The 25,081-nt window shown below is 75.2% G+C and carries 15 protein-coding genes; 6 read left to right on the plus strand and 9 right to left on the minus strand.

Annotation, left to right across the window (positions count from 1 at the left end; genetic code table 11):
- Window positions 1-35: 35 nt before the first annotated feature.
- Together ACZ6MA_RS05035 and ACZ6MA_RS05040 are read right to left on the minus strand one after the other, a co-directional pair.
- Window positions 36-1,352 (minus strand): serine/threonine-protein kinase, encoded by a 1,317-nt coding sequence (locus tag ACZ6MA_RS05035; protein ID WP_469431080.1) that lies wholly within the window; start codon window positions 1,350-1,352, stop codon window positions 36-38.
- Window positions 1,353-1,578: 226 nt separating this feature from the next.
- Window positions 1,579-3,381: a serine/threonine-protein kinase gene (locus ACZ6MA_RS05040; protein ID WP_469431081.1), complete on the minus strand. Its 1,803-nt coding sequence runs from the start codon at window positions 3,379-3,381 to the stop codon at window positions 1,579-1,581.
- Between the two features lie 510 nt (window positions 3,382-3,891).
- On the opposite strand from ACZ6MA_RS05040, the gene ACZ6MA_RS05045 reads away from it, so the two are divergent.
- The 4 genes from ACZ6MA_RS05045 (at window position 3,892) to ACZ6MA_RS05060 (ending at window position 11,399) form a co-directional block, all read left to right on the plus strand.
- Window positions 3,892-7,539 (plus strand): FtsK/SpoIIIE domain-containing protein, encoded by a 3,648-nt coding sequence (locus ACZ6MA_RS05045; RefSeq protein WP_469431213.1) that lies wholly within the window; start codon window positions 3,892-3,894, stop codon window positions 7,537-7,539.
- A gap of 203 nt (window positions 7,540-7,742) precedes the next feature.
- The gene (locus ACZ6MA_RS05050) at window positions 7,743-9,143 is read left to right on the plus strand and encodes an ABC transporter substrate-binding protein (protein ID WP_469431083.1); all 1,401 of its coding nucleotides are present in this window, start codon (window positions 7,743-7,745) and stop codon (window positions 9,141-9,143) included.
- Between the two features lie 13 nt (window positions 9,144-9,156).
- Window positions 9,157-10,521 carry a carbohydrate ABC transporter permease gene (locus ACZ6MA_RS05055; RefSeq protein WP_469431085.1) on the plus strand — a complete coding sequence of 455 codons (1,365 nt, stop codon included), beginning with the start codon at window positions 9,157-9,159 and terminating at the stop codon, window positions 10,519-10,521.
- On the plus strand, window positions 10,518-11,399 hold the full coding sequence (locus tag ACZ6MA_RS05060; protein ID WP_469431087.1) for a carbohydrate ABC transporter permease: 882 nt from the start codon (window positions 10,518-10,520) through the stop codon (window positions 11,397-11,399). Before ACZ6MA_RS05055 ends, ACZ6MA_RS05060 begins: the two co-directional genes overlap by 4 nt.
- A 75-nt stretch (window positions 11,400-11,474) precedes the next feature.
- Here the strand turns inward: ACZ6MA_RS05060 and ACZ6MA_RS05065 are convergent, their stop codons facing one another.
- Window positions 11,475-12,929 (minus strand): glycosyltransferase family 39 protein, encoded by a 1,455-nt coding sequence (locus tag ACZ6MA_RS05065; protein WP_469431089.1) that lies wholly within the window; start codon window positions 12,927-12,929, stop codon window positions 11,475-11,477.
- Window positions 12,930-13,300: 371 nt separating this feature from the next.
- On the opposite strand from ACZ6MA_RS05065, the gene ACZ6MA_RS05070 reads away from it, so the two are divergent.
- On the plus strand, window positions 13,301-15,205 hold the full coding sequence (locus ACZ6MA_RS05070; protein WP_469431091.1) for a glycosyltransferase family 2 protein: 1,905 nt from the start codon (window positions 13,301-13,303) through the stop codon (window positions 15,203-15,205).
- A 161-nt stretch (window positions 15,206-15,366) separates the two neighbouring features.
- On the opposite strand, the gene ACZ6MA_RS05075 is transcribed toward ACZ6MA_RS05070, so the two are convergent.
- From ACZ6MA_RS05075 to ACZ6MA_RS05095, 5 genes are read right to left on the minus strand one after another with little or no spacing between them, the layout of a single operon-like run.
- A complete protein-coding gene (locus ACZ6MA_RS05075; protein WP_469431093.1) occupies window positions 15,367-16,518 on the minus strand; it encodes a glycosyltransferase in 1,152 nt (383 codons plus the stop codon).
- Window positions 16,515-19,370, minus strand: a complete 2,856-nt coding sequence (locus ACZ6MA_RS05080) for a bifunctional glycosyltransferase/CDP-glycerol:glycerophosphate glycerophosphotransferase (RefSeq protein ID WP_469431094.1) — start codon at window positions 19,368-19,370, stop codon at window positions 16,515-16,517. The genes ACZ6MA_RS05075 and ACZ6MA_RS05080 overlap by 4 nt, the downstream gene beginning before the upstream one ends.
- 3 nt (window positions 19,371-19,373) lie before the next feature.
- Window positions 19,374-20,636 (minus strand): glycosyltransferase family 87 protein, encoded by a 1,263-nt coding sequence (locus ACZ6MA_RS05085; protein WP_469431096.1) that lies wholly within the window; start codon window positions 20,634-20,636, stop codon window positions 19,374-19,376.
- Window positions 20,633-22,282 carry a hypothetical protein gene (locus ACZ6MA_RS05090; protein ID WP_469431097.1) on the minus strand — a complete coding sequence of 550 codons (1,650 nt, stop codon included), beginning with the start codon at window positions 22,280-22,282 and terminating at the stop codon, window positions 20,633-20,635. The genes ACZ6MA_RS05085 and ACZ6MA_RS05090 overlap by 4 nt, the downstream gene beginning before the upstream one ends.
- A gap of 4 nt (window positions 22,283-22,286) precedes the next feature.
- Window positions 22,287-23,108 (minus strand): polyprenol monophosphomannose synthase, encoded by an 822-nt coding sequence (locus tag ACZ6MA_RS05095; RefSeq protein ID WP_469431098.1) that lies wholly within the window; start codon window positions 23,106-23,108, stop codon window positions 22,287-22,289.
- 287 nt (window positions 23,109-23,395) lie between these two features.
- On the opposite strand from ACZ6MA_RS05095, the gene ACZ6MA_RS05100 reads away from it, so the two are divergent.
- The gene (locus ACZ6MA_RS05100; protein ID WP_469431214.1) at window positions 23,396-23,920 is read left to right on the plus strand and encodes a GtrA family protein; all 525 of its coding nucleotides are present in this window, start codon (window positions 23,396-23,398) and stop codon (window positions 23,918-23,920) included.
- On the opposite strand, the gene ACZ6MA_RS05105 is transcribed toward ACZ6MA_RS05100, so the two are convergent.
- Window positions 23,848-25,005 (minus strand): hypothetical protein, encoded by a 1,158-nt coding sequence (locus ACZ6MA_RS05105; RefSeq protein ID WP_469431100.1) that lies wholly within the window; start codon window positions 25,003-25,005, stop codon window positions 23,848-23,850. The genes ACZ6MA_RS05100 and ACZ6MA_RS05105 overlap by 73 nt on opposite strands.
- Between the last annotated feature and the right edge of the window lie 76 nt (window positions 25,006-25,081).

Consider the following 25,081-nt stretch of genomic DNA (forward strand, 5'->3'; position numbering starts at 1 on the left):
ATAAGGAACAGGGCCCCGGCCCGCGAGCCCGCGGGCTATCGCCCCGACGAGGGTTCCGTGCGGTGGACGCCCGGTTTGGAGTCGCCGGAATCGTGGTCCCCCACGGCGAACCAGCCGCCCACCCCGGCCGCCGCGGCCAGCGCCACCGCCGCCGCGCCGAGCTTCACCCGGCGGCGCCGGAGCGCTTCCGCGGCCGACCGGTGGCGCGCGGAGCCCGCCCGGCGCTCCCCCGCCGCGCGCGGGGCGCGGGCCGTGCCGTGGGCGCCGCCCGCCAGCTCCTCCGGGCCGGGCACGCGCATGCTCGTGTGGGTCTCGCGGCTGGAGTCGGCGACGGCGCCCGGCACGAGCGGCACGACGCCCCGGCGGCGCGGCTCGGCGGCCACGGCCGTCTGCGACCGGTCGTCGTACGCGCCGTCCCGGCCGGGGTCGGCCGCGCTCTGGCCGTCCTCGGGCTCGTCGATGTCGAGCGGCGGGTACCCGGCCAGGCTCGGCAGCAGCTCCCGCAGCCGCACCGCCAGCTCCGAGGCCCGCAGCCGGGACGCGGGGCCCTTGGCGAGGCACTGGACGATCAGCTGCCACAGCTCGTCGGGGATGCCGGGCAGCGGCGCCACCGTCTCGGTGACGTGCCGCCGCAGGACCGCGCCCGGGTGGCCGCCGCCGAAGGGGGTGAAGCCCGCCAGCAGTTCGTACAGCACGGTGGCGAGGGCGTAGACGTCGACGGAGGCGCGCGGCGGCAGACCCTCGATGATCTCCGGGGCCAGGTAGTCGGGCGTGCCGATGACGCTGCGCGGGTTCGGGGAACGGCCGCCCGGGGCGGCGGAGCCCCCGAGCCCCCCGGTGGCGGCGGCGCGGCGCGGCGTGTCCACGAGGCGGGCGATGCCGAAGTCGGTGAGCAGCGCGGGGTGCGCCCCGGCGGGGCCGAGCGGGCCCGCCATGTCGAGGAGGACGTTCTCCGGCTTGACGTCGCGGTGCACGATCCCGGCGGCGTGCGCGGCGGCGAGCCCGTCCGCGACGTCGGCGACGATGGCGACGGCGGCCTCGGGGGCGAGCCGGCGCTCGTGGTCGAGGCGGGTGCGCAGATCGGTGCCCCGGATGAGGTCCATGACGAGGGCGAGGTCGGCGCCGTCCACGACGAGGTCGCGCACCCCGACGACGTTCGGATGGTCGAGGCCGAGGAGGGCCGCGCGCTCCTGCACGAACCGGCCGACGAGCTCCTGGTCGGACGCAAGGTCCTCACGCAGGAGCTTGATGGCGACCGGGCCCTCGGGGCCCTCGCCAAGCCACACCGTGCCGGCACTGCCGCGCCCCAGGACCTGGTGGGCGGTGTACCGGCTGCCGATCTTCCGTGCCAAGACTCTTCGGCTTCCTTTCCTGGTCCTCCGACCCCCGACAAGGGCGCGTTGGCGACAAAGCTACGCGGCTGAAGGGATGTTAGGGGCACCGATCTGTGCCGACCGCCGCTTCTGCGGCAGAAAACACCCTTCAGATGTCGACAAGTCTCCAAGATCGGGGCGGCGGCGGGACCGCCGGGGGCGGCCGGTCACCGGGTGGATCGACCGGGCGGGTGAACCGGGTGGGTCACCTGCCCGACGCGAGGCCGGAGACCCAGTCCTTCGCGTCGGTGATCCAGTCCCAGGTGGCGTCCCAGAAGTTCTGGCCGTCGGCGACCCAGTCCTTGAGGGGGGTGAACTCCCAGACCAGCCAGGACCCGAGGACCAGGATCAGGATCATGAACAGACAGCCCTTGAGGCAGCCCAGACCCGGAATCCGCATGGGGTTCGCGCCGCGCTGCCGGGGCGGCCTGGGCTCCCGGCGCGGGGCGGCGGGCTCGGGAGCCGGCGGCGGGGAGTAGCGCTGCGGCTGGTGCTGCTGCTGGGGCGGCTGCGGCGGCTGCTGGTAGCGCGGCTGGTGCTGCGGCTGGGGCCGCTGCCCCGGCTGCCGCTGCGGAGCGTACTGCTGGGGCTGCGGCTGCTGGGGGGCGTACCGCTGCTGCCCCCCGTACTGCTGCTGTCCGTACTGCTGCTGCCCTTGCTGCTGCCCGTAGCCGCCCTGCGGCGGCTGCTGGTGGCGCGGGGGCTGCTGCGGGGGCTGCTGGGGCGCGCCGGCCCGGCGGGTGGGGCGGCGGCGCAGCGGGTCCTCGCTCGGGTCCAGGTACTGGACCTGCGTCTGGTCGTTGCGGTCGCGGGCCGCGCGCAGCTGGGTCTGCCACGGGTGCGGGTCGTCGCCCGAGGGCTGCGGCGGGCCCGGGGGCACCGGCGGCATCACGCGGGTGGGGTCGCCCGACTGCGGCCCGCCGGGGCCGGTGGGCAGGACCTGCGTCGGGTCGGCGTTCGGCCCGGGCGGGGTGTGGGGCAAGAAGCTCGTCGCGGCGTTCGGGTCGTAGGAGCCCGCGTTCGTCGGGAGCATCTGGGTGGGGTCGGCGTCGCCGGGGGCGCCGCCGTCCGCGCCGGTGCCCGGCACCTGGGCGGGCTCGGGGTCCGGGGCCAGCAGCGCGGCGACCCCGAGCGCGGCCTCGGCCTGCGCCGGGGAGGCGTGCACCCCGACCCCGGCGGCGACGACGCGCAGGGCACGCGCGAGGTTCTCGGCGCTCGGCCGCTCCTCGGGGCGCTTGCGCAGACACCGCTCGATGATCGTCCACAGCGGTTCGGGGACGGTGGTGGGGCGGCGCGGCTCCTCGCTGAGGTGGCGGTGCAGGACCTCCAGGGCGGTCGAGCCGGCGAACGGCGGACGGCCGGTGACCAGTTCGTACAGCAGGATGCCGGCGCCGTAGATGTCGACGGCGGACGTCTGCGGGCGGCCCTCGGCGGACTCGGGCGCCACGTACGCCGGGGTGCCGACGAATTCGTGGGTGCGGGTGAGTCCGGGCGAGTCCGCGAGGCGGGCGATGCCGAAGTCGGTGAGCATCGGGTGCATCGCCTGACCGTCGTTCTTGAGGAGAACGTTGGCGGGCTTGAGGTCGCGGTGGACGACGCCGTCGGCGTGGCTGGCCGCGAGGGCGTCGGCGATCTGGGCGGTCAGGAGCGCGGCCGCCACGGGGGTGAAGGGCCCGTTGTCGCGCAGATAGCGGTGCAGGTCCGGGCCGTCGACCAGGTCCATGACGAGCGCCAGCAGATCGCCCTCGACGACGAGGTCACGGGTGCGGACGATGTTGGGGTGGGTGAGCCGCAGCAGGACGGAGCGCTCCCGCAGGAAGCGCATCACGACGTCCGCGTCGTTCGCCAGCTCCTCCTTGAGGACCTTGATCGCGACCAGCTCGCCGGGCTGGCCGGCCACGGCGGCCTCGGCGCCGGCCGCCTCTCGCTGGCGGGCTCGCCAGACGACGCCCGTGGCTCCGCGTCCGAGCGGCTCCTCGAGCAGGTACTTACTGCCTACCGGCCGCACGTCATGTGCTCCCTGATCGTGATCCAAGCTTGCGGTGGCCGCTGCCGGCCATTCGCCCACTGTAGTGCTGCCGCACCGACCGTTGACGGGTCTCGTTCAGTGGGGCTCATGGGATAGACGCGCGTTCCGGACAGATGGTTGCCACACGCGTTCCGCCACGCCCCCCGTGCGGGGGATCCGCGGGCGCCCGGCTGACGGCCGGGGCGGGGAGCGGACGGGGAGCGGACCATAACGGACCCTGAGCGGACACGGTGTGGCACGACTTGGCCATCCCGCGTTCGCGACCTCACGATTTCGCACCTTCGGATCGTCGTTCAAGATCACGAATTGGCCGTCCCCGGGCGCGTCGTCAGTGGCAGGTGCGAGGATGCTCACAGCACGGATGCGGCGGGGAGGGAGCGGGAGGCCCCGCGCGAACGTGGTGACCTGTACGTGCCGACGCGCCCGTGCGTGGTGGGGGTAGTGCGGAACCCTGCCGGCACCCCGGGCAGGAAGGGACCGTTGACGGCGATGCAGATCCGGCTGACCGTCCTCGGGCCGCTCAGCGGCCACACCCCCCCTCATGGCCCTCACCCGACGCGCGCCTGCGACGTGCTGGTGACCGCCCCCGCCGGGACGGCCCTCGCCAGTGTGGCGAGCGGCCTCGCGGCCGCCGCCGCGGCGGCGGGCTGCGATCTCGGCGGCGGAGCCGTCGTCGTCTACGCCGGGGCCGAGCGGCTCGACGCGCAGCGCAGCGCGCTGGGCGAGCCGCCGCTGGTCGACGGCGCCGTGCTGTCCCTGGGCGCCCCGGCCGACCCGGACCGGCACGCGGGCGTGCCGCTGTCCGGTGTGCCGGAGGCCGCCGCCCGGCTGCACGTGGTCTCCGGCCCGGACGCGGGCGGGGTGCACCTGCTGCACGGCGGCGAGGTGCGCATCGGCCGTTCCAGCTCGGCGGACGTGCCCCTCGACGACCCCGACGTCTCCCGGCTGCACTGCGCGGTGACCGTCGCCGACGACGGCGCCGTCACCGTCCACGACCTCGGCTCCACCAACGGCACGGTCCTCGACGGCACCCCGCTCGACGGCCGCCCGGTCCCCTTCCCCGCCGGCACGCTGCTGCGGGTCGGCGAGTCCACGCTGAGCCTGCACGGCTCCGGTGACACCTCGCCGCGCGTCCTCGCGGCGGTGCCGGACGGCGAGGGGCACCTGCGGGTGGCGGCGGGGACGGTCCCCGGCGGCGCCGGGCAGCCCCGGGGGACGACCTCGTGGGCCGAGGGCTCCGCCGGGTTCGCGGAAGCGCCGGCGAGCGGCGCCGCCGGTGTTCCCGGCCCCGCCAGGGCCCCCCGGGGCGGGGCCGGGGGGCCCGGCCCGGCCGGCGGCTTCGGCGACGCCGGCGGCGGCCCCGCGCCGGCGCACGCGGCCACCGGCCCCGCCCGGACCGCCGAGACCCGCCACTTCGTGGGCCTCGCCGGATTCCCCGGGGCCACCGACTACGGCGACGGCGGCCAGACGGCCGCGCACGCCTCCTACCCCGGCCCGGCCAAAGCTGCCGGCAGCACGGCGCCGGGCGGCTTCGCCGACACCGCCGCGGTGCCCGGGCCGCGCCACCCCACCGGCTTCGCCACCGGGCCCGCCGGATTCCCCGACCCCCACGCTTCCGGGCAACTCACCCACGGCGGCCGCGGCACCCGGTTCGACGTTCCCCCCGGCCCGGGCGCGCCGCCCGTCGCCGACGAGGCGCCGGAAGAGGGCAAGCGGGGCGGCCGGAACCGCGGCATAGGCGCATGGGCCCGGCGGCTGGCCGGCGGGCGCGGGGCCGAGCGGGCGGCCGTCGCCGAGGAATGGCCGCCCACGGCCGAGGGCGACGCGGAGCGGGCCCGCGCCCTGGCCCGGTCGCTGCGCGAGCGGTGGCCCGATCCGGCGAGCGTGCTGCTGACCGCGCTCGGCCCCGGGCCCCGGCTGTGGGAGCGCGGCCCGGACCACCCGGACCTGCTGACCGTGCGGCTGGGCACCACCGACCGGTACGCCGCCGACGGCAGCGGGCTGCTGCCGTCCGTGCCGGTGACGGTCGCGCTGCGGGAGGTCGGGGCGCTGGGCCTGGCGGGCCCCCGGGAGCGGCTGTCCGGGCTGGCCCGGTCCGTCCTCGCGCAGCTCGCGGCGCTGCACCCGCCCGCCGCGCTGGAATTCGTCCTGATCAGCGCCGACCGCTCGCGGAGCGTGGCGGAGCGGCTGGCGGAATGGTCCTGGCTGGGCTGGCTGCCGCAGCTCCGGCCGACGCACGGGCAGGACTGCCGGCTGCTGGTCGCCTACGACCGCGAGCAGGCCGAGGCCCGCACGGCGGAGCTGGTGCGCCGTCTCGACGACGGCCCCCTGGGGCCGAACTGGGCGAGCGCGGCCCCCGGGGCCGTGGCCTCGGTCGTCGAGCACTACGCCGGGCCGTTCACGATCCTGATCGTCGACGGCGACCCCGGCTCGGCCGCGCTGCGGGAGACCGTCTCGCGGCTGGCCACGGGCGGCCCGGCGGCCGGCATCCACCTGCTGTGCCTGGCGGACACCCCGGCCACCACCCCCGCCTCCCCCGTCTCCGCCACCCTGGACACGGCCCGCGCGCTCTCCCCGGCCTTCCCGCGGTGCGGCGCGGTGGCGCTGCTGAGCGGGGACGTGGCCACGGTGGTCCAGGTGATCCACCGCGGTGGTACCGGTACCGCCTTCGAGGCGGACGCGGGCCCGCACGGCGGCGCCGACGCGCCCGGCGGGTACGGGCCGCCCGGCCGGGACGCCGGGGGCGGGCCGCCCGCGCTCGGCGGGCACGCCACCCGGTACGGCGGTACCGTCCCCTCCCCCGGCCACGGCACCCCTCCCCCGGCGGCGGCCGGCGGGAACACCGTCATCGCCGCCGTCGACGCGGTGTCGGCGGCCTGGGCCGAGCGGTTCGCGCGGGCGCTGGCGCCGCTGCGGATGGCGGACGCGCAGGGCGCGCACGGGCAGGCGGGGCGGGTGGTCGCGGCACTGCCGCGAACGGCCCGGCTGCTGGACGAGCTGGGGCTCGCCCGGGCCACGCCCGCCTCGCTGACGGCCCGTTGGGCGGCGGCCACCGACCGGGGCTCCCGGCCCGGCGGGCGGGCCGTCGCCGTCCTCGGCGCCGGGCCGCACGGGCCGCTGACCGTCGATCTGGCGGCGGACGGGCCGCATCTGCTCGTCGAGGGCGGGCCCGGCTGCGGAAAGACCGAGCTGCTGCGTTCGCTCGCCGCGTCACTGGCGGCCGCCGACCGCCCCGACCGGCTCTCGCTCGTCCTCGTCGACGGGGCGGGCGCCGAGCGCGGCGAGGGCCTTCGGGTCTGCACGGACCTGCCGCACGTGTCGACGTACCTCGCCGCCGCCGACCCGGTGCGGATGCGGGAGTTCGCGCAGGCGCTGAGTTCGGAGCTCAAGCGCCGCGCCGAGCTGCTGGGCCGGCTGGACTTCTGCGGGTGGCACGCGCAGCACACCGCCGCGCAGATCATCTCGCCGCGCCGCCCGGCGGACGCGTCGTCCGGCGACCTCGATTCCGCGCCGAGCGGCACGTTGAAGCTGCGCGCGCAGAAGGACGGTCCGGCGCGCACCGCCGAGACCGCGCTGCCCCGCCTCGTCGTCCTCGTGGACGACTTCGACGCCCTCGTGGCCCCCGCTCTGGGCAGCACGGGCCGCCCGGCGGCCGGTTCCGTCGTGCGGGCGCTGGAGTCCGTGGCCCGGGACGGCGAGCGGCTGGGTGTGCACCTGGTCGCCGCGTCCGGGCGCCCGGACCGCACGGCCGACACGGCGGCGGTCGAGCGGTCGGGGCTGCGCGTCACCCTGGAGATCGCGCCCCCGACGGCCGACGGCGGGGGCGACGGCGGCGGCTCGGGCGAACCCGCCCCGGGGCGCGGCAGGTTGCAGCGGCCCGACGACGACGCGATGACCCCGTTCCAGGCGGGCCGGGTCACGGGCCGGATCCCCCGGACGGCGACGCTGCGCCCGACGGTCGTGGCCGTGGACTGGCAGCGCATGGGCGATCCGCCCACCCGCCGCCCCCTGCGCGAGCTGGGCAACGGCCCGACCGATCTGGCGCTGCTCGCCAGTGCCCTGCTGCGCGCCGCCCAGTCGGCGGGCACCTCCCCGGCTCCGTCCCTCCTGCCGCCGGACCCGCCCCGCCCGGCGTGACGGGCGGGTCCACGGGGGACAGCGCGGCGCGGCTCATGTGACGGCGCATCACAGCCCGGTCACGATCGGTGAGTTGATGCCGGGGGCGGTATTGCGGCGGCTCCGGACCCGGCGTAGGACTGTCGGCACGGGAGACAGGCCGTACGCCGGTTCGACGTACGGCGCGCGGCCGTCCACGGGGAACCGGGTACGGGAGGACGGCTATGCGTATATCGCGTACACCACTTCGCAGTTCGCCGCGCGGGGCGCGCGCGACGCGTGGGGCACTGGCTCTGGTCACGGCGGCCGCACTGGCTCTGACGGCCGCCGGCTGCGGCGACGACGGCGGCGGGGAGGCGAAGGACGACGGACCCTCGGGTTCCTCGAAGCCGGTTCCGCGCACCGTCGACCTCCCCAAGCTCGACGGGCAGAAGCTCAAGGTCACCGCCGTGTGGACGGGCACCGAGCAGAAGAACTTCACCAAGGTGCTGGACGAGTTCGCCAAGCGGACGGGCGCCGAGGTGTCCTTCGTGCCCAGCGGTGACGACATGTCCTCGTTCGTCGGCTCGAAGATGGCCGGCGGCGAGGCGCCGGACGTCGCGATGCTCCAGCAGCCGGGCGTGCTGAAGGAGTTCGCGCGCAAGGGCTGGCTCAAGCCGCTCGGCGCCGGGGCCACCGCGCAGCTGGACAAGAACTACTCCAAGGGGTGGCAGGACCTCGCCTCGTACGAGGGCAAGCGGTACGGCGTGTACTTCAAGACCAGCAACAAGTCGCTGGTCTGGTACAACACCAAGATCTTCGAGGCGGCGGGCGCGAAGGAACCCAAGTCCTTCGACGAGTTCCTGCGCACCGCCCAGGTGATCGCCGACTACGGCGTGCCGCCGGTGTCGGTCGGCGGGGCGGACGGCTGGACCCTGACCGACTGGTTCGAGAACGTCTACCTCTCCCAGGCGGGCAAGGACAAGTACGACCGGCTCGCCCAGCACAAGATCAAGTGGACGGATCCGTCCGTCAAGGACGCGCTGACCACCCTCGGGCGGCTCTTCGGCAAACGGGAGCTGCTGGCGGGCGGCAACGACGGCGCCATCCAGGTCACCTTCCCCGCCTCCGTCACCCAGGCCTTCGTCGGTGGCGAGAAGGCGAAGGCGGCCATGGTCTTCGAGGGCGACATGGCGGCGGCCAACATCCTCGGCGCCCATGTGAAGATCGGCACCGAAGCGAAGGTCTTCCCCTTCCCGGCGGTGGGATCCGACTCGCCCGTGGTGACCGGCGGTGACGTCGGGGTGGCCCTCAAGGACAGCCGGGCGGCGCAGGCACTGCTGACCTTCCTCGCCTCGTCCGACGCCGCCGGCATCTGGGCCCACGAGGGCGGTTTCATCTCGGCCAACAAGAACCTCGACCCGGCCGTGTACCCCAATGACGTGCTGCGTTCCATCGCCAAGGCGCTGGTGTCGGCGGGCGACGACTTCCGCTTCGACATGTCCGACCAGGCCCCCGCCTCCTTCGGCGGCAAGCCCGGCCAGGGCGAGTGGAAGCACCTGCAGGACTTCCTGCGGAACCCCCAGGACGTGGCGGGCACCCAGCGGAAACTGGAGTCCGACGCGGCCAAGGCGTTCAAGAACTGACGGCCGCGTCATCATGTCGACCGCGACAGCGGGCGGCGGCCCGGCCTCCGGGCCCGCACCGACGCCCGGCGACCCGCCCGTCACCCCGTCCCGGGGCGTGCTCGGCACCCGCCCGTGGGTGGCCGCCTGCTTCCTGCTGCCCACCCTGGCCCTGCTCGGCGCCCTGGTGGTCTACCCCATCGGCTACTCCCTGCACCGCAGTCTCTTCGACGCCTCCGGCGACGGCTTCGTGGGCGTCGACAACTACCGCGAGGTCTTCACCGACGACCGGATCCGCACGGCCCTGCGCAACAACGTGATCTGGGTGGCCGTCGCCCCCACCGTCGCCACCGCGCTCGGACTGATCTTCGCGGTGCTGACCGAACGGGTGCGCTGGGCCACGGCCTTCAAGCTGGTCGTCTTCATGCCGATGGCGATCTCCATGCTCGCCGCGGGCATCATCTTCCGGCTGGTGTACGAGCAGGACCCCGACCGCGGGGTGGCCAACGCGGTGTGGGTCGGCGTCCACGACACCTTCGCCGACCCCGCGCCCTTCCCCGGCGCGCACCCCCGGCCGTCCGCTGACCTGGCGGCGAGCGGCGACGGCGCGTTCACCACCAAGTCGGCCGTACGGGCGGGCTCCCCGGCGGCCCTGCCGCTGGTGGCCGTCAAACCGGAGGACGTCGCCGGGGCGCGGGACGCCGTACCGCCGCGGCAGGCGGCGGGGAAGGTCACCGGCACGGTGTGGCTGGACTTCGCCAAGGGCGGCGACGGCACGGCCGGACACGTCGACAAGGGCGAGAAGGCCCTGGCGGGCATCACGGTCGAGGCGGTGCGGGACGGGAAGACCGTCGCCTCGGCGACCTCGGCCGCCGACGGCACCTTCACCCTGCCCGACTCCGCGGCGGGCGCCCGGCTGCGCCTTCCGGCCGCCAACTTCGCCGCCTCCTACGGCGGCGTCGACTGGCTGGGCCCCACGCTCGTCACCCCGGCCATCATCGGCTCGTACATCTGGATGTGGGCCGGCTTCGCGATGGTCCTCATCGCGGCGGGCCTGGCGGGGGTGGACCGGGAACTGCTGGAGGCGGCCCGGGTCGACGGCGCGAGCGAATGGCAGGTCTTCCGCCGGGTGACCGTACCGATGCTGGCACCGGTCCTCGGGGTCGTCGTCATCACCCTCATGATCAACGTGCTGAAGATCTTCGACCTCGTCTACATCATCGCCCCCGGCTCCAGCCTCGACAACGCCAACGTCCTCGCCCTCCAGCTCTACCAGTCGTCCTTCGGTACGGACGTCAACCAGGGAGTCGGCAGCGCCATCGCCGTCCTCCTGCTGCTGCTCGTCCTGCCGGTGATGCTCGTGAACATACGAAGGATGCGAAGGGAGCGGCGGCGATGACCACCACGGACACGGCCGTACGGGCGAAGCGGTCGCTCCCGGCCCGGATCGCCGCCCGGGCCGGCGGGGGCGCCCTGCGCGTCTTCCTCCTCGTCGTCGGCCTGTTCTGGCTGATGCCGACGGTCGGGCTGCTGCTGTCCTCGCTGCGCGACGAGGCGGACATCGACGCCTCCGGCTGGTGGCGGGTCTTCAGCCACCCCGGCGGACTGACGACCGAGAACTACGCGCATCTGCTCGGCAACGACAAGGTGATGGAGTCCCTGCTCACCACCGCGCTGATCACCGTCCCCGCGACGGTGCTGGTCATCCTGATCGGCGCGCTCGCCGGCTACGCCTTCGCCTGGCTCGACTTCCCGGGCCGGGACTGGTGGTTCATGGTCGTCGTCGGGCTGCTCGTCGTGCCCGTGCAGGTGGCGCTCATTCCCGTCGCGAAGCTCTTCAACACCCTCGGGGTCTTCGAGACCACCCCGGGAGTGATCCTCTTCCACACCGCCTTCGGACTGCCGTTCGCGGTCTTCCTGCTGCGGAACTTCTTCGCCGAGATCCCCCGCGAGCTGCTGGAGGCGGCCCGGCTGGACGGCGCCGGGGAACTGCGGCTGTTCACCCGGGTGGTGCTGCCGCTGGGCGGGCCGGCCATCGCCTCGCTGGGCATCTTCCAGTTCCTGTGGGTGTGGAACGACATGCTCATCGCGCTGATCTTCGCGGACAGCGGCAACCCGCCGATCACGGTCGCCCTCCAGCAGCAGGTGCGGCAGTTCGGCAGCAACATCGACGTCCTCGCCCCGGGCGCGTTCCTCTCGATGATCGTGCCGCTGGCGGTCTTCTTCGCCTTCCAGCGCCAGTTCGTCAACGGGATCATGGCGGGCGGCGTCAAGTGAGCCGGGGCCTGTCCGGCGGATCACAGGGGCTCACCCACCGCTGCGCGGCGGTTGTCCTCCATCGCCGGGCGGGGCCTACCTACGGACGTACAGCGACACCGCGCCGCCGCGCACGAACACCGAGGACTCCTCGCGGTAGCGCTCGCCCAGGACGGTGGTCTTGGCGTGCTCGGCGGGCCGGGAGTGGATCCAGCGGTCGCCGACGCCGGTGTCCGTGACGACCCACACCCGGCCGCTCGCGGGGAGCCGGGCCAGTCGTGCGCGCAGCTCGGCGGCCGGCACCTCCTCGCCGAAGAGGGTGCCGGAGGCGGCGGGTGACCTTTCGAGGGCGAGGTCGCGCAGGCCGGTGAAGTCCTCGGGGTAGGCGAGGGCCACGCGGCGCTCGTGCAGCGGCAGGAACAGCACCGCGTCACCCGGCCGGGCCAGGTGCCCGACCACCGAGGCGGTCCGGGCGAGTTCGTCGCCGCGGCCGGCCGGCAGGCGCTCGCGCGCCTGCTCGGGAAGCTGCCCCACGAAGGCCGCCGCGACGACGGCGACCCCGGCCGCCGCCACGGCCCGCCGCCCGCGCCGGGGCACCGGCAGGAGCCCGAGGAGCCGGTCGGCCCCGGCGGCGGCGAGCAGCGGCACGCCCGCGAGGGCGAACAGCAGATACCGGTCGAGGAAGAGCGGCTGCCACTGCGCGGCGGTGTAGAGCAGGACCGGCGGGACGAGGGCCAGAGGCAGGGCGACCGCGTTGAGGTGGAGGGCCCCGGAGCGCGGCCGTGGGAGGAGGAGCGCCACGGCGGCCATCAGGAGGACACCGGTGCGGACGGTGTCGTCGGGGCCGGTGAAGGCACGCAGCAGTGCCTCGGCCTCCTCGGGGCCGGGCGGCCGGATCCAGGAGACCTGTCCGCTCTGTCCCCGGGAGAAGAGCGCGAGGGGCAGCAGTGCGAGCGCCGCGGCCGAGGCCGCGCACGCCCAGCCGCGCCGGGTCCGCCACGCCACCCGGGAGAGCAGCAGGGTCAGGCCGTGGGCGGCCGTCAGCAGGATCGCGAATTCGTGGAGCAGTGCGGTGAGCCCGACGGCCGCGCCGTAGCCGGTCCACCGCCCGTACGAGGGATGTTCGACGGCCCGGATCAGCAGCCAGGTGGCCAGGGCGGCGCCGGTGGCGACGAGCGCGTACGAGCGGCCCTCCTGCGCGTAATGGCTGACGAACGGGGTGGTGGCGTAGAGCAGCCCGGCCCACAGGCCCACGCGGGGGCGGGCCAGCCGGCAGCCGATCGCGCCGACCAGGGCGGCGGTGGCCGCGGTGGCGAGGACGGACGGCACGCGCAGCGCGAGTTCGTCCTCGCGCACCGCCAGGACGGCGTGCATCAGCAGGTAGTACAGGCCGTGCACGGCGTCGATCGTGCCGAGGAGGTGCCGGATCTCGGGCAGGGTGCGGCGGGCCACCTGGAACGTCGCGCTCTCGTCCCGCCACATCGTGCCCCGGTCCAGCCCCCACAGGCCGAGCACGAGCATGACGGCGGCGGGCACGAGGACGGCGGCCACCGCCGCACGCCGCCGGCCGCCCCGGGGCGACGGCCCGGAAAGCCCGGTCGGCCCGGCCTGCCCGGTCGGCCCAAACGGCGCCGTCGGCGCCACGCCCGGTGCGGGGCCCGATATTCCGTGCGGCCTTCCGTCCGGCTTTTCCTCCCGCCTTCCGTCCCGTCTCGCGTCCGGGCTTCCGTCCGGCTCCGGGCCCGTGGCGGCGGGGCGCCGCACCGGTCCCACTCGTCGTGTCGGCCCCATGAGTCCGGTCCGTTCCCTTCCGGCCCCTGCCCTCATCCCTGCCGCTCCTTGTCCCGGCCCGGGCGTCCGCCGACCGCGCCCAGGGGCGCAATGCCCCACTTGATAGGTATTTGTAGGTAAAACTGTGTTCTGTGGCAGCGAGCGACAGCGAAACCTTCGAGCGGGACCCGGACGCCCCGCCCGTCGCACGGGTCTGTGTGATCGTCATCGGCTTCAACGACGCCGGGCACATCCGCGACGCCGTCCACTCCGCCCTGGCGCAGGGCCCCGCCGTCGCCGAGGTCATCGCCGTGGACGACGCCTCCACCGACCGCACCGGCGAGTTCCTCGACCAGCTGGCCGCCCGCCACCCCCGGCTGCGGGTCATCCACCGCCCGGCCAACAGCGGCGGCTGCGGCACCCCCCGCAACGACGGCGTACGGGCCGCCACCGCGCCCTACGTGATGTTCCTCGACAGCGACGACGTGCTGCCGCCGGGCGCGGCGGACGCCCTGCTGCGGGCCGCCCTGCGCCACCGGGCCCCCGTGTCGGCGGGTCTGTGCGTGCGCCGCGAACTGCCCCGGCACCACGACACCCGATGGCAGCCCGGGCTCTACCGGCGGCCCGCCGTCCGGATCCCCGGGGACCACCCGGCGCTCGTGCACGACACCCTCTGCGTCAACAAGCTCTACGCCCGGGATTTCCTCACCGAGCACGGCATCGCCTTCCCCGAGGGCCGCTTCCCCTACGAGGACTTCGTCTTCACCGCCCAGGTCCTCGCGGCGGCGCCCCGGGTGGCCACCGTGCCCGACACCGTCTACATCTGGCACGTGCGCCGCGACGCGGCCAAGCCGTCGATCTCCCTGGACCGCGAGCGGGTCGCCAACTGGCGGGCGCGCCTGGCCGCCCACCGGCGGAGCGTGGAGATCCTCCTCGACTCCGGCGGCAAACCCCTCGCCCACGCCGCGCGGGTGAAGTTCCTCGACCACGACCTGCGCATGTACGTCCGCGAACTGCCCACCCGCAGCCCCGCGTACCGGCGCGCGTGGTGGCGCCTGGCCCGCGACCGCCTGGCCGGCTACGACGAGGTCGAACTGTGCTCCGCCCGGCTGCCCGCCCGCTGGATCGCCCGGGTCGTGCTGGCCGCCGAGACACCCCGCGACCTGGACCGCCTCTCCCAGCTGGCCGCCCGCCCGGCCCGGCTGCTGCCGCCCTACGCCGAGTCCGACGGCCGGCCGGTGTGGGCGGAGGACCTGCCGCACGTGGAACTCGACGGGCTCACCGGCCCCGGCTCCCCACCGCCCCACCGGCTGCCCATCACCGTCGACGCGGCGGCACGCGCCCTGTCCGGCCCCCGCGCCGCGCTGCGCCGGCTGCCGTCGCCGCCCTCCCCGCCGCCCGGGTGGCGCCGCCCGTGGCGCTTCACCCGGGCGGACGACCACGGCCCGCCGCCCTCGCCCGCCCTGCCGGGGGCCGACGCCTCGCCGCGGCCGCCCGTCGTCCCCGGGGCGCCCCCGTCGCCACCGCCGCCCGCCCCCGCCGGCCCCCGCTTCGAGCTGGGGCTGCGCGTGAACGACCTCTACGGACGGCTGGCCACGGCCCGCCCGCACACCGTCGACGTCGAACTGCGCCACCGGGACGGCGGCGCGCTCCTCACCCGCAGCCTTCCGCTGGTCCACGACGGCGCGCAGTGGACCGCGCACCTCACCCTCGGCCTCAGCGCCCTGGCCGCCCGGGGCCGCGCCGGCACCACCGCACCGCAGGTCTGGGACGTACGGGTGCGGGTGCACTGCGCGACGGGCGCCTCCTTCCGCACGACCGTCCGGGCCGTCGGCGGTGGACTGCGCCGGACCGTCCTGCCCAGCCTGCGGCACGGGATCCTGCTGGCCCAGCCTTACGCCACGGCAGGCGGCTCGCTCGCCCTGCGGCTGGCGCCCGGCGCGCGCGGCGCGGTGGACATCGCCCTGCGCAGACTGCGCCGGGCCCGCGCCCGCTTCGCCTGCCGCGGACGCCACGGCCTTCTCCTCCTCGAACCGCCGCACTCCGACTCCCCCTAGATGTGTTGTTGTCGCCGCACCATCACGGTGCGGTGGTTGCCCTCAATCGCCGGCCACTCAAGCCCGTCCGGCGATTGAGGACGCGCCCGCAGGGCGCTTGCCGCCGCAGGCGGCACCACCGGCCCGCAGCCGAAGAACCGCCGGCCAGGCGAGCGGCGCAGCTACCGGTCGATCTCCTCGAACAGCGCCTCCCACCGGTCCAGCACGGCCGGCAAGGCCAACGGCGCGACATGGGCGCGGGCGGCGCGGCCGTAGCGTTCGCGCAGCCCTTCGTCGTCGACCAGCTCCCGCAGGGCCGCGGTGAACGCCGCCGTGTCCCCGGGCGGTACGAGCGTGCCCGTGCGGCCGTGGTCGACCAGCTCGCGCACCCCGCCGGACAGTTCGAAGCTCACGCAGGGCACCCCGGCGGCGGACGCCTCCGCGAGCGCCATCGGGCGCCCTTCGCGCTCACTGGTCAGGGCCAGCACGGACAGCTCCCGGTAGGCGGCGGCCACGTCCCGCACGCTGCCCCGGAAGCGGACCCGGGCCGCGATGCCGAGCCGCTCGGCGTGCGCGCGCAGCTCCGGCTCCAGCGGGCCGTCGCCGAACAGGTGCAGCTCCCAGCCGGGCCGGTCGGCGCAGGCCGCGGCGAAGGAGTCGATCAGCCGGTCCAGCCGTTTGACCGCCTCCAGCCGCCCGACCGCGCCGACGCGCCGGGTGTCCAGGGGCGCGGGGGCGGTGGGGGTGAAGGGCACCGGGTTCGGCAGCACCGTCGCGTTCGGCAGCCGGCGGCGGCGGAAGTCCGCCGCGTCCGGCTCGCTCAGGAACACCGACTTCTCCAGCTTCGGGTAGTGCCGCAGGATCAGCTGGAGGTTCGCGGAGTGCGATGCCTGGAAGAACGACTCGTGGTACTGCCCGATCGCCTTCAGATGCGGCCGGTCGACGGCGTTCAGCCAGACCGCCGCCCAGGGCGAGCCGATGACCACATAGCCCTCGGACACCGCCGCGAACCGCTGCGCGAGCCGCGCCCGGGCCAGCCCCCGCTCGCGCCGCTCGGCCCGCGCCGCGCGCAGCCGGGCGGGGTGCAGCCGCTCGGCGAAGGAGGCGGCCCGCCAGGCGGGCGCGGCCGGTGCGCGGTAGAGCGTGGCGTGCCGGTACCCGGGGTCGGTGACGTAGGTGTGGGGTTCGGGGCTCGGCCGGATCCCGATCAGCTCGACGCGGTGGCCGCGCTCGGCGAAGCCCTGGGCGAGGGTGTGCAGCACCCGCTGCGAACCGCCCATGGAGTCCACGTCGATGCCGATCAGGAAGACGTTGCGGAGTGTGCGCGGGCTCACCGGGCCGTCCCCTCTCGTCCTTCGGTGAAGAACAGGTCGACGACGGCGGCGCTCGCCCGGCCGGTCGCGTGGGAGTTGAACATCTCCTGGAAGCGGCGGTACGCCGCCGCCCACTCCTCCCGCACCGCGCCGATGTCCTTGAGCGCCCCGGCCAGTTCGTCCGTCGTGGCGAGCATCGGGCCGGGGGCGATCTCCGGCAGGTCGTAGTACGTGCCGCGCGAGGTGGCGCGGTACTGCTCGTAGTCGTCGGTGTAGAGCAGGATGGGGCGCCCCAGGTTGGCGTAGTCGAACATCACCGACGAGTAGTCCGTGAGCAGCGCGTCCGAGGCGAGCAGCAGGTCGTTGAGGTCGGTGAACTCCCGGCCGTCGCGCACCGCGTGGCCCAGCTCGCGGGGCACGGTGTACCGCTCGTAGTAGTGCGGGCGGACCACGACCGTCCACTCCTCGCCGGTGCGGGCGAGGAGCCCGGCCAGGTCCACGCGGACGGACTCGCCGGTGCCGCGCGCGCCGTCGCGGAAGGTGGGGGCGTAGAGCAGCACCTTGCTGCCCTCCGGGACCTGGAGCTTCGCGCGGGTGACGGCCGCGCGGTCGCGCTGGCGGGGTTCGTCCCCGCGGACGAGGACGTCGTTGCGGGGCAGGCCGGTGCGCAGCAGCTCGCCGGTGAAGCCGTTGGCCCGGACGAAGGTCCGCTCGAATTCGGCGCTGGGCGAGATGAGCGCGTCCCAGCGGGCGACCATGTCGCGGTGCTGCTGCCGGCGCTCGGGGCTCGCGAGCCGCAGCTCGGGCACGTCGAAGCCCATGTGCTTGAACGCCTGGCCGTGCCAGGTCTGCAGGTAGCGGGTGCCGGGCCGCTTGCCGTAGATCATCGGGAAGCCGTGCGAGTCCACCCAGTAGCGGGCTCGGGCGACCGCGCGGACGTACTCCCAGCTGCCCCGTCTGACCAGGGGCACCCCCTTGGGGTAGGAGGCGCGGCTGCCGGAGTAGGACCACACGGCCCGCAGCGGCAGGTCGCGCCGGAGCAGTTCCTCGTGGAGGTAGCGGGGGCTGTCCGCGTAACCGCGGCCCTCCATGGCCTCGAAGATCACCAGCTCGTCGTCGATGGGCAGCCGCTGCAGCTCGTGATAGGTCAGGGCCTTGGCGCGGGGGCCGGTGGCGCGGCGGATCAGCCGGTGGATCCGGCGGCGTACCGGTGCCAGACGCGGGGCCACGCTCTCGGCGTGGCCGAGGGCGCCCGTGCGCTCCCAGGCGAATTGGAGCCGCCCCGCGCCGCGCCCCTCGCAGCCCACCCGGACGCGGTGCCCCGCGAACGGCCCGTGCAGGGGCAGGGCCACCCGCAGGGCGGGCAGACCGGCGGGGGCGAGCAGCGGGTCGGTGCGGCTGAGGCCCAGCCGGTCGAGGACGACGACGGGGTGGCGGCGGCCCCGGAAGCCCTTGGGGCCGAGCGGGATCAGCCGGGGGTCGACGGCGAACTCCGCGGTACGGACCTCACTGTTCCCCTCACCCCCCTCGTCTCCGTCGTCGCGAGCCCCCTCGTCGTAGCGGATGGGCACGGTCAGCGGCGCGCCGTTCGTGGCGAGCCGCAGCTCGGCGGTGACGGCCCCGGCGTCGGGGCCGGACAGCAGCCGTGCCGGGTCGTAGGTGCGCAGGGTGAACCGCAGCAGGGGCCCGTCCGCTTCGATCCGGGCGGCCTCGTGCCGCAGCGGCCCGGTGGCGAAGGACTGGTCGTCCAGGTGCCAGTCGGTGATGTCGAGCCCGGCGGCCGCCCGCTCGTCGGCGGGCAGCTCCCGCCCCCAGTACACGCGCCCGCCGCGCCGTACGACGTGGCGCGGGGCGAGCTGCGGGCGGTCGAGGGTGCGGGCGCACTCGGCGGCCTCCTCCAGGCGCCCGGCGCGCAGCAGGTACCGGCAGATCTGCTGCTCGCGCGGCACCGTGCCGAAGGCCTCGGGGGCGATGCCGTCCAGGTAGGGCGAGACGGCGGCGGCGAAGCCCTCGGTCCACGAGCGGTCCCGGAAGGGCAGGTCACCGAGGTAGAGGCGGAAGTCGTGGCGGAGGAACTTCGCGTCCTTCGCGGGCCGCAGATCCGCGTTGCCCGTCTCCTCCAGGAAGGTGTCGATGAGCCGGGCCACGTGGATGCGGTCCGTCACGTTGCGCGGTTCGTGGCGGCTGGAGGAGATGGACAGCCGGTCCGGGTCGGCGGCGAGCCGCCAGGTGTAGACGGGCCAGGGGACGACGGCGAAGGCGCGCGCGAGGGTGAAGGCCTGGGCGCTGAACAGCTGGTCCTCGTAGTGGATGCCCTCGGGGAAGCGCAGGCCGTGCCGGGCGACGAAGTCGGCGCGGTAGAGCTTGTTCGTCGAGAGGTGGTCGAGGAAGAACTCGGGTGCCTGTCTGATGCCCTCGACCAGCCGCACGTCCTCGAAGAGGCCGGGGTACCACAGCCCGGTGGTGCCGCTCTCCTCGAACAGCCGGGTGACCTCACCGGTGACGAAGTCGGCGCCGGTCTCCTCGGCGGTCAGCAGCAGCGATTTGCAGGCGTGGTAGGGCAGTTCGTCGTCACTGTCGAGGAACATCAGATGGGGCGCCCGGGCGGCGTCGATGCCCGCGTTGCGCGGGGCGCTGCAGCCGCCGCTGTTGACCGGCAGCCGGATGTGGCGCACCCGGGGATCGGCGGCCGTCAGCCGGCGGGCGACGGCGAAGGTGTCGTCGGTGGAGCAGTCGTCCACGATGATCACTTCGAGGTTGCGCAGCGACTGGCCGAGCACCGACCGCACGGCGCGCGGCAGCCGCCCGGCGTCGTTGTAGGCGATGACGACCACGCTGACGTCGGGGACGGGAAGGGGGTGCGCGACGGTCACGGTTCACCTCGTTCCGGAGTGGTTCCGGGGATCGGGATCACTACACAGAGAGTAAGTGCCACCACTGACAGTGACCTCCGTGGCGGGGTGCGGGCGGGCCCGCCACACCGCCGAGCACAGCCCCGCCGCCATGCCGGTGAACATGACGAAGTCCTTGAAGGCGTGCCGCTCGGCGCTCTGCAGCTCGGGCCAGTGCACCCCGGCGAGCTGCGGCACCAGCGGCAGCCAGCACCACACCGAGCGCACCGCGGCCCCCCGCACCACCCCCGACGCGGCCAGCGACGGGACCACCACCATCGCGTAGTGCAGGAACGACGGCCGGGACACCAGGAACGCCGCGAGCATCAGCAGCGCCGCGCACTCCACGAGCCGCAGCCCCTCGTCTCCCCCGCGCCGCCACCGCAGCCGGGCGAAGGCCAGCACGGTCACGGCGGCGCCCACCGCGAGGAGCGTGGGGAGCGGGGACGGGATGCCGAGGCGGGGCAGGACCGAGGGCCAGGCCGCGTCGTAGGGGCGGGCGTAGGCGTCCTGCCCGTGCAGCAGGAACGGCAGCGTCCGGGTGAAGAACAGGCCCGGCCGGGGCATCGCCCACGCGGCGGCCAGCGACACCACGAGCGGGACGCCCACCGCCCAGGCCACCGCCCGTCGGCGCCGGGCGAGGACGAACAGCAGCAGAAGGGGCACCAGCATCGGCTTCAGCGCGATCGCCGCCCCCACGACCACGCCCGCCCCGCTCCAGCGCCCCCGCCGCGCCAGCAACAGGGCGGCGGGGAAGGCGAGGGCCGAGAACACCGTCCAGTTGGCGAGGTGGACGACGCTGCGCAGCGGCAGGAACACGCCGAGCCCGGCGACCGTGACCGCCGCCAGCCGGCTGTCCGCCCGGACACCGAAGATCCGCAGGGCGGTCACGACGCCCACCAGGACGAGCAGGGCCGTGAGGGCCGGTGCCACGAGGGACACCCCGCGGTCGGTGAGCAGCGTCTCGGGTACGGCCGCGAAGACGGCGCCCGGCGGATAGAGGAACCGTTTGTCCGCATAGGGCGACCCGCCGTCGAGCAACGTCCGGGCGGCGCGCACCACGACCGCGTTGTCGATCCCCAGCCGGCCCGCGCTCGCCTCCTGCCACACGCTCAGCGCGTACACGAGCGACGCCGCCGCGAGCACCGGCCACGGTGCGCCGCCGCGCAGCCACCGCCCGGCGGCGTCGGGCCTCTCGACGCGGGCCACCCGGGTCTCCAGGGGCGGCCGGATGCCGGGCGCGGTCATCGGGCGCCCCCGGCGGTGTGCCGGGTGGTGTCCCCGGCGGCGTCCCCGGCAGCGTGCCGGCCCGGGCCGGTACCCCGGGCGGAGGTGACGCCCCCGCTCACCTCGGCGACCTCGAACAGGGCGAGCCCGCCCGGCCCTTGGGCGGCCTTGCGCAGCGAGGGGTCGTCCGCCGGCAGCCCGGGGCCGCCGGCCCGCTGGACCACCCACCGTGCGCCGTACTCCTTGAGAAGGGCGAGCCGCTCGGCGCGGGCGGTGGCCGGGGCGAAGTAGCGGCGGGTCGCCTCCCGGCGCCGCCGCTCGTCGGGGAGGAAGAAGTCGGGGTAGGCGGGGGCGACGGTGTACGGGCCGTAGGCCGGGAGCATCCGCAGCGCGTAGTAGTCGTCGGTCATCACCGTCGCTCCTTTGGGCACATGACGGGCCGCCCAGGCGAACGACGGCCAGGGGGCGATGCGGTGGACGTGGCGCAGCACCGGCGGAAGGGCGGTGTCCCGCAGGACGTAGGTCAGCACCCCGGCCTGCGTCCAGGCCCCGGCCAGCAGGGCCAGGGCCGTCACCGCCACCGCCGGTCCCAGGGCGCGCGCCCGGCGTGCGAAGACGTCCGCACCGGCGTCCGCGACCTCGATCGCGAGCGCGAGCTGGGCGGGCAGCAGGACGGCGGGCAGGATCCGGCCCCAGGCGTGGTGGCCGCTCGCCCCGCCCGCCGCGAAGACGGCGAGACCCAGCACGAAGAAGATCACCAAAGGGTCGCGGCGGTCGCGCCACCAACGCGCCGCCAGCGCCAGGACACCCAGCCCCACCAGGCAGAACTTCGTGTCGAGGTGGTCGTAGAGCGACCGGTGGATGGCATCCAGGCCGCCCGTGCCCGGCAGCGACCAGAAGGGGTAGTACGGCCAGAGGGCGAGCACCACCACGGCCAGCGCGGCCCCCGTGGCTGCCCGCGTCCACACCGCGCGGGCCGGCCACGGCCTGGTGCCCAGCAGCATGGCGGCGGCGCCGAGCACGGCGACCGCGCCCGTGAACTGGTGGCTGAGCAGCACGACGGCCAGCAGCGCCCCCAGCGCCAGGAACGTGGGCAGCCCCCGGGCCGCCGTGGTGGTGCCGCCGAGGGCCCGGCGCAGCAGGGCGAGGAAGTGGAGGGTGAGGCCCAGGGCGAAGGTGCTCGGGTAGGCGAGGGTCAGGGACAGCGAGGTGAGGCCCGGGAAGCCGCTCCACGCGAACAGCCGCACCCCGTACAGGAGCAGCACGCACAGCAGCGCCAGCGGGACGGCCGCCGCCCGGCGGGTGAAGGTGACGACGAGCGCCGCGACGCCGGTGAGCAGCAGGACGAGGCCGGTGAAGGCGGCCAGCCGCAGCGTGAAGAAGGTGCTCGCGCCGGTCGCCTCGGCGACGCGGGCCAGCGCGACCGTCCACGGCGAGTAGTACGGGCTGGGGGTGTCGGCGGCCACCAGCGGGTTGCCCGGGTGGAGCAGGTCCGTGCGCAGCCGTTCGAGGACCGCGGCGTGCACCCCGAGGTCACCGGCCCAGGGCAGCCGCACCACCATGAGCAGCGACAGGGCGGCGAGCAGCAGGGCGGCGCCGCCCGCGACCCGCCGCCCGGCGTCCGGCCCGGGGCGCGGACGGCCGGTGGCGGCGGCCCAGGGGGCCACGCGCTCAGCGAGCGGACTGATGGGCGGGTCTGCCGGAGCCACGGACGGCCTTCGCGCGCAGCCGCCAGGGCATGGCGACGGATTCGAGCTGGACGGACAGGTTCATCTTCGACTCGCCGACGGTCCGGTCCTCGAAGTGGATGGGCACCTCCACGATCGTGAATCCGGCGCGCAGCGCCCGGTATTTGGTCTCGACCTGGAAGCTGTAGCCGGCGCTGTCGACGGAGGAGAGGTCGAGGGCGCGCAGCGCGGTGGCGCTCCAGAGGTTGAAGCCGCCGGTGATGTCGCGCACCCGGGTGCCCAGGATGGTGCTGGCGTAGGCGTTGGCCCAGCGGGAGAGCAGCCTGCGGTGCGGGCTCCAGGCCTCCGAGAGGGTGCCGCCGGGCACGTAGCGGCTGCCGACGACGACGTCCGCGCCGGTGGCGAGGGCGACTCCGAGCATCTCGGCGACCTTGCCGGGCGGATGGCTGCCGTCGGCGTCCATCTGCAGGACGTAGCGGGCGCCGTCGTCGACGGCCCGGGCCATGCCCGCCGCGTAGGCCCGGCCGAGGCCGTCCTTGGTGGTGCGGTGCAGGACGCCGACGCGGGTGCGGTCCGGTTCGTTGTACTGCTCGGCGAGGCCCTCGGCGACCTTACCGGTGCCGTCCGGGCTGTTGTCGTCGACGACGAGCAGCCGCAGCCCCTCCAGGGGCAGGGCCATGAGGGCCTCGGCCATCGCGGGGAGGTTCGCCGCCTCGTTGTAGGTGGGCATCACCACGGTCGTCGCGGTGCGGGCCCACTCGGCGGGGAGCGGGGTCACGGCGGCGGGGGTGTGCGTGGGTCTCATGGGCCTGTCCTTGTGGGTGTGGCGCCGGGTCGGTCGGGTGGGTGGGCTCGGAGGGCGGCCGTCGTCGCGTCTCGTGTCGCCACTGTCGCACTATGTTAGTTTTCGCGGCAATTTACACTACAATCAGGTCTCCATTCGTAAATGTCTGCTTTGCGTGGCGCCCGAACCGACCGTACCTGGAGAAGCCCTTGCGACCGGCGAAGCGATCGGCCCCCGTAAAAGGAACGCGTACCGCGGGAGGAGCCCGGGCTCCGGGCGGAAGGCGCGCGTCCGGCCGCGCGGGGCTGCTGGCGCTCGGCCGGGAGTTCGCGAAGTTCGGCACCGTGGGCGGCCTGGGGATCTTCGTCAACCTGGCGGTCTTCAACCTCTGCCGCGCGACGACCGGCCTGCCCGTCGTCCGGTGCAGCGTCATCGCCACCGTGGTCGCGATCGCCTTCAACTACCTGGGGCTGCGCTACTTCACCTACCGGGATCGGGACAAGAGCCGGCGCAGCAGGGAGATCGCCCTCTTCGCCGTCTTCAGCGCCGTCGGCCTGGTGATCGAGAACGGTGTCCTCTACATCGCCACCTACGGTTTCGGCTGGGACACGCCGTTCCAGAGCAACCTCTTCAAGTTCCTCGGGATCGGGACGGCGACCCTCTTCCGCTTCTGGTCCTACCGGGCCTGGGTGTTCCGCGCCCTGCCCGCCCGCGCACCGGAGGCCGACGGGGACGGCTCCCCCCACGGGGACGCCACGCCTCACGGAGATCCCACGAACAGCACGAGCAAGCCCGCCGCGTACCACCCCGAGACCACCGCACCCCCACCGTAGAGACAGACCCGCACCACCAGGGGAGCACGCGCGAGCGGCCGCGCCACCAACAGGAGCGGAACCGGCAGGAACGGCAGCATGAAACGCGGCTTGGAGAACGGCGAGCCGGGCGTCCCCGTCATCAGCAGCCACGCCCCGGCGACCACCACGACCAGCGGCCAGGGCACCCGCCGGTCCAGCGCCAGGGCCGCCACGGCCACGGCCGTGAGCAGCACCACCGCCAGCACGGCCGCGTTGCGCACGTCGGTGGCCCGCTCCGGCCTGCCGTAGAGCAGCACGCTCCGCAGGAAGTCCGCGGTCCCGGCGCCGAAGTCGAAGGACTGCCCCCAGGCCCGTTCCGCCTCGAACCAGCCGTCCAAGCGGCCCACCCGGCTGCCCAGGTACAGCCAGCTGCCGATCAGCCCCAGCGGCGCCACGACGAGGGCCGCCCAGGCCCGCGCGCCGCCCCGCCCCCGCACCGCCGCCCACCCGACCGCCAGGACGACCGCCCCGATCAGCACCACCGCCGTCGGCCGCACCGTGCCCGCCACGGCACACAGCACGGCGGCCGTCAGCCAGCTCCCCCGCACCACGGCCACCAGCGCCCACACCAGGGCCGCGCTGAAGACGCCCTCGGAGTACGGCACCCACAGCGCGAAGGCGTACGGCGAACAGGACCACAGCGCCACGCACGCGTACCCCGCCGCCGCGCCGCCGCCCACCGCCCGCACGAGCCGGTGCACACCGACGGCGGCCACCGTGGCGGCGCACCAGGAGACCAGCACCCCCGCGTACTCCACCGGCAGCCCGGTCAGCAGCCGGGCGCCCCGGACCAGCAGGGGAACGAGCGGGAAGAAGGCCAGCCGGGAGAAGCCCGGCTGCCCGTCGGGGCGGTAGGGGATCCGGCCCGGGTAGCCGTGCTCGGCCACGGCCAGGTAGTTGCCGCTGTCCCAGCGCCGCAGCAGCCACGTCACGCTGTGCCCGAGGTGGTGGTTGACCAGCAGCAGGACCGTGAACCCGAGGGTCGCGAGCGAGAGGTGGAGTGCCGCCGCGCCGAGGGCCTCACGGCGGGGCGCGGTGGACCACGGCCCGGATACGACCTTCATCCGTCTCTCTTAGCACGGCGAAGGGGCGGCCCCGGGAGAACTTCCCCGGGGCCGCCCCTTTCAGCCGTTCGGCGGC

Source organism: Streptomyces sp. NPDC042259 (assembly GCF_055582085.1).